The organism is Burkholderia sp. HMSC10F09 (genome assembly GCF_001806955.1).
Classification (GTDB): Bacteria; Pseudomonadota; Gammaproteobacteria; order Burkholderiales; family Burkholderiaceae; genus Burkholderia; species Burkholderia multivorans.
The window spans coordinates 1-8,191 of record NZ_KV786940.1; the positions used below are offsets into that span (position 1 = coordinate 1).

An 8,191-nucleotide genomic window follows, 5' to 3' on the forward strand; every position below is an offset into this window, starting at 1 on the left:
CGGGCTCGGCCGCGCTGCGCGGCGCGACGCCGGCCGGTGCGCCGTCGGCCTGCAGCGGGCGGGTAGGCTGTCCCATTCAGGCCTCCCGGCGCATCACGCGCACCGCGTCGCTGTGCCAGTCGATGCCGACCGGCGCGCCTTCCGCGAGCGGCTCGGCGCCTTCGTTCTGGCAGCACACGAGCACTTCGCCGAGTGCGCTGTCGACGCGATACAGCCATTGGCTGCCGAGGAAGAAGCGGCTCGTGACGGTCGCGGCGACGCGGCCTGCGCCCGGCGTGCAGAGCCGCAGCTTTTCCGGACGGATGCAGACCGAGACGGGATCGCCGACACGCACGTCGCGTTCGTGCGCGGGCAGGTGCGCGGTGCGGCCCGTCTCCGCGAGGTCGTGCCCGAGGTCGATGCGGATCGCGTCGCCGTCGTGCGCGACGATCGTGCCCGGCAGCAGGTTGGCCTTGCCGATGAACTGCGACACGAACCGGTTTTCGGGCCGTTCATAAGCGTGATACGGCGTATCGATCTGCGTGATGCGGCCGGCTTCCATCACGACCACGCGATCGCTGATCGACAGTGCTTCCGACTGATCGTGCGTGACCATGATCGTCGTCGTGCCGATCTTGCGCTGGATCGCGCGCAGCTCGAACTGCATCTCCTCGCGCAGCTTCGCGTCGAGATTCGACATCGGCTCGTCGAGCAGCAGCACCGGCGGTTCGATCACGACCGCGCGCGCGATCGCGACGCGCTGCCGCTGGCCGCCGGACAGCTCGCGCGGAAAGCGATGCGCGAGCGCATCGAGGCGCACGAGCGCGAGCGCCGCGCGGATGCGCTCCGCGCGCTCGGCCTTGTCGACGCCGCGCATGTCGAGCCCGAAGCCGACGTTCTCCGCGACGCTCATGTGCGGAAACAGCGCGTAGCTCTGGAACACGATCCCGAGCCCGCGGCGGTTCGGTTTCATGTGCGTGATGTCCTGGCCGTCGAGCGTGATGCGTCCGCGCGTGACGTCGACGAAGCCCGCGATCATCTGCAGCGTCGTCGTCTTGCCGCAGCCGGACGGGCCGAGCAGCGACACGAATTCGCCTTGTTCGACGGAGAGGTTCACGTCGGCGACGGCGGTCAGCTCGCCGAACGATTTCGTCAGGTCCGTCAGCGTGAGAAACGACATGGGGAACTCCCGATTCGCACACCGGATGGCGGTGCGTCATTGACGCGGACTCTAGCCAGCCATATTTCGGACCGTCAATTTCGAATTCTGCTGAACGAGAGGAATTTCCGAAAAATTCCGGTCAATGGAACGAGATGACGAAGCGCGAGCAAATCGTTCCGGTGAATGAAGGCCGAGCGGCCCGCGAAAGACGCCCGTCAATCCCGTGCACACCCGGATGCCGGGCGCGTCCGCATGCGGCGACAATGGCGCTCCGTATTCCGTTCAATGAAATCGTCGAGGAGAGCCGGCATGCAGGAACCGCATTCGCCCGGAACGTCGCGCGCCGCGCCCGCCGACGGCGACGCCGCCGACACGGGCGGCGCGCCGGGCACCGGCATGCTGCAGCGGGCGTTCGCGATCCTGCGCGCGCTGGCCGGCATGCAGCAGGACGGCGTGCGCGTCACGCATCTCGCGAAGGCGGTCGGCCTCACGCAGGGCACCGCGCACCGGATCCTGCAGTCGCTGATCGCCGAAGGCATGGTCGAGCAGGACGAGCGCTCGAAGCTGTACCGGCTCAGTGTCGACTTCTTCGCGCTCGCCGCGCTGGCCGGCAATCCGAGCAGCATGCGCACGCTGTGCCGGCCCGCGCTGCTGCGGCTCTGCGCGAGCCTCGGCGAGACGATCTTCCTGCTCGTGAAGAGCGGCTTCGACGCGGTGTGCCTCGATCTCTGCGAGGGGCCGTTTCCGATCCGGTCGTTTACCGGCGACATCGGCGGGCGCGTCGCGCTCGGCGTCGGGCAGGGCAGCCTCGCGATCCTCGCGTTCCTGCCGGAAGCCGAGCGCGAGGAGGTGATCCGCTTCAACGTGCCGCGCATTCGCGGCTACGGCGTGCTCGACGAGGTCTATCTGCGCACCGAGATCGACCGCGTGCGGCAGCTCGGCTACGCGGGCCGCAACAGCGGCGTGCTCGACGGGATGGCCGGCGTCGCGGTGCCGATCCTCGATCGCACCGGCTATCCGGTCGGTGCGCTGAGCGTCGGTACGCTCGCGTCGCGCCTCGGCGACGACCGGATGCCGATGGTCGTCGAACTGCTGCGCCGCCAGGCCGAGGCGATCGGCCCGCGCACGAATCCGTTCGACGCCGCGCTGCGGCGGCCGATGCACGGGCTGTCCGGGAAAGCCGGATAGGCGCGGCAGCGTCGGGCGCCACCGTGCGGCGCTAGTGCATCGGTAGCTACGGCGGGCCGTCCCCTGCGTTCAACGCGTCGAGGAACGCGTTCAGCTTCGCGCATGATCGATCGCTGCGTCGGTACACGATCCGAACGCACGCGCGACTCGCATCATTCGACCGGATGCAGATCCTGCAGCAGCGTCGGCAGCAGTTCCGACACGGTCGGGTGAATATGCATCGCGCGGCTGATCGTCATATAGGGCGCCCCGGCCGTCATCACGTCGAGCAGCGTATGCACGACCTCGTCGCCCGTCACGCCGAGGATCGATGCACCGAGAATCGCGTGGTTGTCCGCGTCGACGATCACCTTCATGAAACCCTGGCTTTCGCCCTTTTCGACCGCGCGGCCGACGCGCGTCATCGGCCGCGTGCCGACCAGCAGCTTGCGGCCGCTTCGTTTCGCTTCCGCGAGCGTCATGCCGACGCGGCCGAGCGGCGGATCGATATACATCGCATAGGCGGGGACGCGATCGGAGACCTTGCGCGGATCGTTGTCGAGCAGATTCGCCGCGACGATCTCGTAGTCGTTGTAGGCGGTATGCGTGAACGCGCCGCGGCCGTTGCAGTCGCCGAGCGCCCAGATGCCGTCGACGTTCGTGCGCAGCTGCTCGTCGACCTTGATGTAGCCGCGCTCGTCGGTATCGACGCCCGCGCGGTCGAGCCCGAGATCGTCGGTGTTCGGCACGCGGCCGACCGCGAGCAGCAGATGCGAGCCCGTCACTTCGCGGCCGCTGCCGCCGCAGTCCAGCCCGATCGCGATGCCGGCGCCGTCGGGCCGTGCGCTCAGGCAATTTGCGTCGAGCTGCACGTCGATGCCTTCGTTTTCGAGAATCTCGCGCACCGCGTCCGAGACGTCTTCGTCCTCGCGCCGGATCAGCCGCGGGCCTTTCTCGACGATCGTCACCTTCGAGCCGAAGCGGCGATACATCTGACCGAACTCGAGCCCGACGTAGCTGCCGCCGACGATCACGAGATGATCGGGCAGGAAGTCGACGTCCATCATCGACGAGTTGGTCAGATAACGCACGGTGTCGAGGCCCGGCATCGGCGGTATTTGCGCGCGTCCGCCGACATTGATGAAGATGCGGTCCGCTTCGAGCAGCGCGTCGCCGACGCGCACCGTCTTCGCGCCTTCGAAGCGCGCGTGCCCCTGGAACACGGTCGTGCGCTCGAGCCCGCGCACCCATTGCTCGACGCCGTGGTTCGAGCGGCCGGCGATCCGGTCCTTGCGCGCCTTCACGGCCTTCATGTCGACGGTGACGGCGCCGCCGACCGACACGCCGTATTCGCTTGCGCGCCGCGCGAGCTGCGCGGCGTACGCGCTCGCGATCAGCGTCTTGGTCGGAATGCAGCCGGTGTTCACGCACGTGCCGCCGAAGCGGCCGCGTTCGACGATCGCGACGGTCATGCCGGCTACCGAGAGCCGTGCGGCGAGCGGCGGCCCGGCCTGGCCGGTGCCGATCACGATCGCGTCGAAGTGTTGCGTCATGGCGTTCTCCTGCGCTGGTGGATCGGGAAACTGCGGGCGGGCGAGCCCGCACGCGACGGCGGCGTCCGTCCGCCCGACGATGTCCGGGCGGCGCGCACGCAGTTTTCATTCCTTGCGGCGCCACTGCGCGAACGGCACCGGCCGGTGCGGATCGGCGCGCGTGACGGTGACCTGATCCGGCTTGTCGTCGACCGGGAACGACTCGGTGTCGACCCGGTTCGCGAACAGCCAGCCGTGCGTGCGCGCGTCGTAGCGGAACGTCACGTAGTCGCTCCAGTGCTGGCCGCATGCGATCTCGTTCTGCACGGTGAAATAGCGCCCCTTGACTGCGAGCCCGTGATCCGCGACGTCCTCCGGGTCGAACGGATCGCACTGCGGCGCATCGTTCGCGCGCAGCACGACGCTGTCGTTGCGCGCGGCGAGCCGATAGCCGTGATCGGGCCGTTCCTCGTAGATCAGCAGCGGGCGCGGGGACGGCTGCGCGCGCGTGTCGACCGCCCGATGCACGACGACGAGAAAACTGCGCAGCCCGTTGCCGAGCGCCGGCCCTTCGCGCGCGACCATCGGCTCATAGCCGGGCGGCAGCTGCGCGGCGATCGCCGGCGGCAGATCGTCGGCGAGCGTGGGGCCGGACAGCGCGGCGAGAAGCGGAAGCAGCAGGCGAAGCGGTCGCATGGCGGTGGGCGGGGCAGGCCGTCGGACAACGGGAACGGACGCGGAACGCGCGCGGCGAGGCGCACGCGGGCGCGCTCGTCGCGCGGCGCGTGCCTCTACGAGCATAGCAGCGCCCGTCGGCCTTTGCGTCGCGCTTTCGGCCGCGCGCAAGGCGTGCCAGAATCGGCGGCTGGAGCGCAGGAGCGCGCGGCGTTGTCGCGGCGGCGTTCCGTTCGAGGAGACTTCGATGACTGCAACGGCCGCCGTATTCGCGATTCTCGCCGCGCTGTGGCTCGGCGCCATGATTCCCGGCCCCAGTTTCGTGCTGGTGGCGCGCAATTCGATCGGCCTGTCGCGGCGCGACGGCCTCGCGACCGCGCTCGGCATGGGTGTCGGCGGCATCGCGTTCGGCGGCGTCGCGCTCGCCGGGCTCTATACGCTGCTGCAGACCGTCGAATGGCTCTATGTCGGGCTCAAGATCGCGGGCGGCGCGTATCTGATCTACATGGCGTTGAAGATCTGGCGCGGCGCGGATCGCCCGATCGCGATGGACGACTCGCGGGCCGCGCCGGCCGGCAGCGCGCGCAAGTCGTTCCTGACCGGCCTGACGACGCAGCTCAGCAACCCGAAGACGGCGATCTGGTACGGCAGCATCTTCGCGGCGCTGCTGCCGCAGCATCCGCCGCTGTGGTGCTATCTCGCGCTGCCGCCGCTCGTGTTCGGCGTCGAATTCGGCTGGTACACGATCGTCGCGCTGTGCTTTTCGACGCGGCGGCCGCGCGAACTCTATCTGCGCGCGAAGAAATGGGTCGACCGCGTCGCGGCCGGCGCGATCGCGCTGCTCGGCTTGCGGCTGATTCTGAACGCGCCGAAGGTGGGGATCTGAGCGGTTTGGGTGCTGCTGGGTTGTTCGGCCGGCGGGCGCTGTGGCCGGCGGCGTCGGTCGCAGCGGCGGACGTTGTGCGGCGCGATGCACGGTGCCGCTTTTGCGCGTCGCTGCTGGCGCAGCGAGCTTGATCGTCGCCGCTTCGGCTTCCGCTCCTTGCCGCTCGCGACGCGATACGGCGTCCCGCCGGTGGCGCGTCACGGCGGGGCGCGATGTGCGACGGCTCGACCTGGCCGCGCCGTACCTCGTCCGGCGGGCGAGCGCGTACTCGTCCCGTCTCCGATTCCGCTTTCAATCCTCGTCCTTCCCGGTGGCCATACCGCATCCCGCCCATCGCGCTCCAACCCGACGCCCGATGCGCGGCGACTCGACCTCGCCGCGCCATCCCTTGCCCGACGGGCGTTCGCGCGTATTCACGACTTCGGTTCGCACGCCGCTTCCGAGATTCTCGCGGTCGACCGCGCGTCGGCGTGTAAACTGCTGCCTTTTTTGACTGTCTGCAGCATGGTGCAAGCTCCTCCACGCGCTACGCTGAGCGGTCCGACCCTCGTTCGGCTGCTTGCGCGCATCGTCGATGCCGACGTCGCGGCTTCGCCGCAGACGCTGTCGGACCGGCTGAGCCAGTGGCTCGGCTGGACCGACGCGATCACGCTGTCGTCCGCGCTGAACGCGAGCCCGCCCGGCGTCGCGGCCGGCGTACGCGGCCACGACGCGGAGCGCGACTGCGCGCGCGTGCGTCACGACCTCGCGCAGGCGATCACGGCGCTGAACCGTCCGCGCGCGCGACGCCGCCCCGGCGAACTGCCGCCGCCCGCCGCCGACACGGCCGATTTCGCGGATTTCCGGCAGCGCTATCTGCAGCTGCAGCAGGAGATGGAAACGGCGATCGGCCAGTTGCGCAGCCGGCTGCGCGTCGCGCTCGCCGCGCGCTCGTCCGGGATGGCGCGGCTCGCGACGCTCGACGCCATCATGGAGCGCGTGCTCGGCGCGCGCGAGCGCAGCCTGCTGTCGACCGTGCCCGCGCTGCTCGGCACGCGCTTCGAGCGGCTGCGCGAAGCGGAACGGCAGGCGCTCGCCGATGCGTCCGCCGAGCCGGATGGCGACGCGCCCGCCGATGCGAGCGTCGCGGCGCAGCCGCGCGCGGCCACGCCCGGCGCATGGCTCGACGCGTTCCGCGACGAGATGCAAAGCGTGCTGCTCGCCGAACTCGAAGTGCGGTTTCAAACGGTGGAAGGGCTGCTCGCGGCCCTTCGTACCTGCTAGGTCTGTCTACATATGTCCAGAATTCGTATTGATCTCGTTGTCTTCGCTGCCGGTCTGCTCGCCGTGTGCTGGATCGCCGCCGGCTATGTCGGATCGAATCCGCTCGCGTCGGCCGTCACGCTGCTGATCGGCGCATGCTATGTCGCGGGCGCGTGGGAACTGCTGCGCTACCGGCAGGCGACCGCAGCGCTGTCGCGCGCGGTCGCGGCGCTCGCCGAACCGCCGGCGCGGCTCGATGCGTGGCTCGACACGTTGCCGGCCGGCCTGCGCGGCGCGGTGCGTGCGCGCATCGACGGCACGCGCGTCGCGCTGCCGGGCCCGGCACTGACGCCCTATCTCGTCGGTCTGCTCGTGCTGCTCGGCATGCTCGGCACGCTGCTCGGGATGGTCGTCACGCTGAAGGGCACGGGTGCCGCGCTCGAAAGCGCGACCGATCTCGATGCGATCCGCGCCTCGCTCATTGCGCCCGTGAAGGGGCTCGGGTTCGCGTTCGGCACGTCGATCGCCGGCGTCGCGACGTCCGCGATGCTCGGGTTGCTGTCGGCGCTGGTGCGCCGCGAACGCAGCGAGGCCGCGCAGCAGCTCGACGCGCAGATCGCGACGACGCTGCGCGTGCATACGCCCGCGCATCGGCGCGACGAATCGTTCCGCCTGCTGCAGCAGCAGGCCGACACGATGCCCGCGCTCGTCGACCGGCTGCAGACGATGATGACGACGCTCGAGGCGCGCAGCGTGGCGCTGCACGAGCGTCAGCTCGAAAGCCAGCAGGCGTTCTTCGACCGCACCGAGCAGGCGTATGCGCGTCTCGCGTCGAGCGTCGGCGCATCGCTGCAGGAAAGCGCGGCCGAAAGCGCGCGCGTGGCCGGTGCCGCGCTGCAGCCGGTCGTCGCCGCGACGATGACAGGGCTCGCGCAGGAAATGGCGGCGCTGCGCGACACGGTGTCGGGCGCGGTGCAGCGTCAGCTCGACGGCCTGACGAACGGTTTCGAGGCCGCGACCGCAAACGTGACGGCCGCGTGGCATCGCGCGCTCGACGCGCAGCGCAGTGCCGGCGATGCGGTCGCACAGCGGCTCGACACGACGCTCGGCCAGTTCGCCGACACGTTCGCGCAGCGCTCGGCGGACTTGCTCGACGGCGTCGCGACGCGCCTCGAATCGACCGAAGGCCGTCTCGCGGATGCGTGGCGCGATGCCTTGTCGCGTCAGGAGCAGGTCGGCGAAACGCTGGCCGGCCAGCATGCGCGCGCATTGAGCGACGCGGCAGCGACGTTCGAGCGCCATTCGGCGTCGACGCTCGCCGCGATGCGCGACGCGCACACGCATCTGCAGACCGAACTCGCCGCGCGCGATGCGCAGCGGCTCGCCGCATGGAACGAATCGCTCGCCGCGATGGCCGCGAAGCTCGGCGACGAATGGCAACGCGCGGGCGCGAAGAGCGCCGACCGTCAGCAGGAAATCTGCGACGCGCTCGCGCAAACGACACGCGATCTCGCTGCGCAAGCCGCCACCTTCGAACAACGCTCGAAC

The 8,191-nt window shown here is 70.0% G+C and carries 7 protein-coding genes; 4 read left to right on the forward strand and 3 right to left on the reverse strand.

The annotated features are described in order from the left end of the window. Positions 1 to 76 precede the first annotated feature (76 nt). Positions 77 to 1,159, reverse strand: a complete 1,083-nt coding sequence (locus HMPREF3115_RS28090; protein WP_006404328.1) for an ABC transporter ATP-binding protein — start codon at positions 1,157 to 1,159, stop codon at positions 77 to 79. Between the two features lie 291 nt (positions 1,160 to 1,450). On the opposite strand from HMPREF3115_RS28090, the gene HMPREF3115_RS28095 reads away from it, so the two are divergent. Continuing rightward, on the forward strand, positions 1,451 to 2,329 hold the full coding sequence (locus HMPREF3115_RS28095) for an IclR family transcriptional regulator (protein ID WP_006397887.1): 879 nt from the start codon (positions 1,451 to 1,453) through the stop codon (positions 2,327 to 2,329). A 152-nt stretch (positions 2,330 to 2,481) separates the two neighbouring features. Here the strand turns inward: HMPREF3115_RS28095 and HMPREF3115_RS28100 are convergent, their stop codons facing one another. Both HMPREF3115_RS28100 and HMPREF3115_RS28105 read right to left on the reverse strand, forming a co-directional pair. After that, entirely contained in the window at positions 2,482 to 3,861 is a 1,380-nt protein-coding gene (locus HMPREF3115_RS28100; protein ID WP_070557027.1) for an FAD-containing oxidoreductase, read from the reverse strand. Positions 3,862 to 3,966: 105 nt separating this feature from the next. After that, positions 3,967 to 4,536, reverse strand: coding sequence for a hypothetical protein (locus HMPREF3115_RS28105; protein ID WP_070557029.1), 570 nt, complete (start codon positions 4,534 to 4,536; stop codon positions 3,967 to 3,969). Between the two features lie 226 nt (positions 4,537 to 4,762). On the opposite strand from HMPREF3115_RS28105, the gene HMPREF3115_RS28110 reads away from it, so the two are divergent. The 3 genes from HMPREF3115_RS28110 to HMPREF3115_RS28120 all read left to right on the forward strand — a co-directional run. Then, the gene (locus HMPREF3115_RS28110; protein ID WP_070557031.1) at positions 4,763 to 5,401 is read left to right on the forward strand and encodes a LysE family translocator; all 639 of its coding nucleotides are present in this window, start codon (positions 4,763 to 4,765) and stop codon (positions 5,399 to 5,401) included. 504 nt (positions 5,402 to 5,905) lie between these two features. Continuing rightward, a complete protein-coding gene (locus tag HMPREF3115_RS28115) occupies positions 5,906 to 6,664 on the forward strand; it encodes a DUF3348 domain-containing protein (RefSeq protein ID WP_070557033.1) in 759 nt (252 codons plus the stop codon). A gap of 12 nt (positions 6,665 to 6,676) precedes the next feature. After that, positions 6,677 to 8,191, forward strand: a 1,515-nt coding sequence (locus tag HMPREF3115_RS28120) for a DUF802 domain-containing protein (protein WP_141751751.1), incomplete at its 3' end; no start/stop codon positions are given.

Bases quoted from the DNA above. Each gene is read 5' to 3' on its own strand.
- HMPREF3115_RS28105 (WP_070557029.1), bottom strand. From the start codon at position 4,536: ATGCGACCGCTTCGCCTGCTGCTTCCGCTTCTCGCCGCGCTGTCCGGC.
- HMPREF3115_RS28100 (WP_070557027.1), bottom strand. From the start codon at position 3,861: ATGACGCAACACTTCGACGCGATCGTGATCGGCACCGGCCAGGCCGGG.
- HMPREF3115_RS28095 (WP_006397887.1), top strand. From the start codon at position 1,451: ATGCAGGAACCGCATTCGCCCGGAACGTCGCGCGCCGCGCCCGCCGAC.
- HMPREF3115_RS28115 (WP_070557033.1), top strand. From the start codon at position 5,906: ATGGTGCAAGCTCCTCCACGCGCTACGCTGAGCGGTCCGACCCTCGTT.
- HMPREF3115_RS28090 (WP_006404328.1), bottom strand. From the start codon at position 1,159: ATGTCGTTTCTCACGCTGACGGACCTGACGAAATCGTTCGGCGAGCTG.
- HMPREF3115_RS28110 (WP_070557031.1), top strand. From the start codon at position 4,763: ATGACTGCAACGGCCGCCGTATTCGCGATTCTCGCCGCGCTGTGGCTC.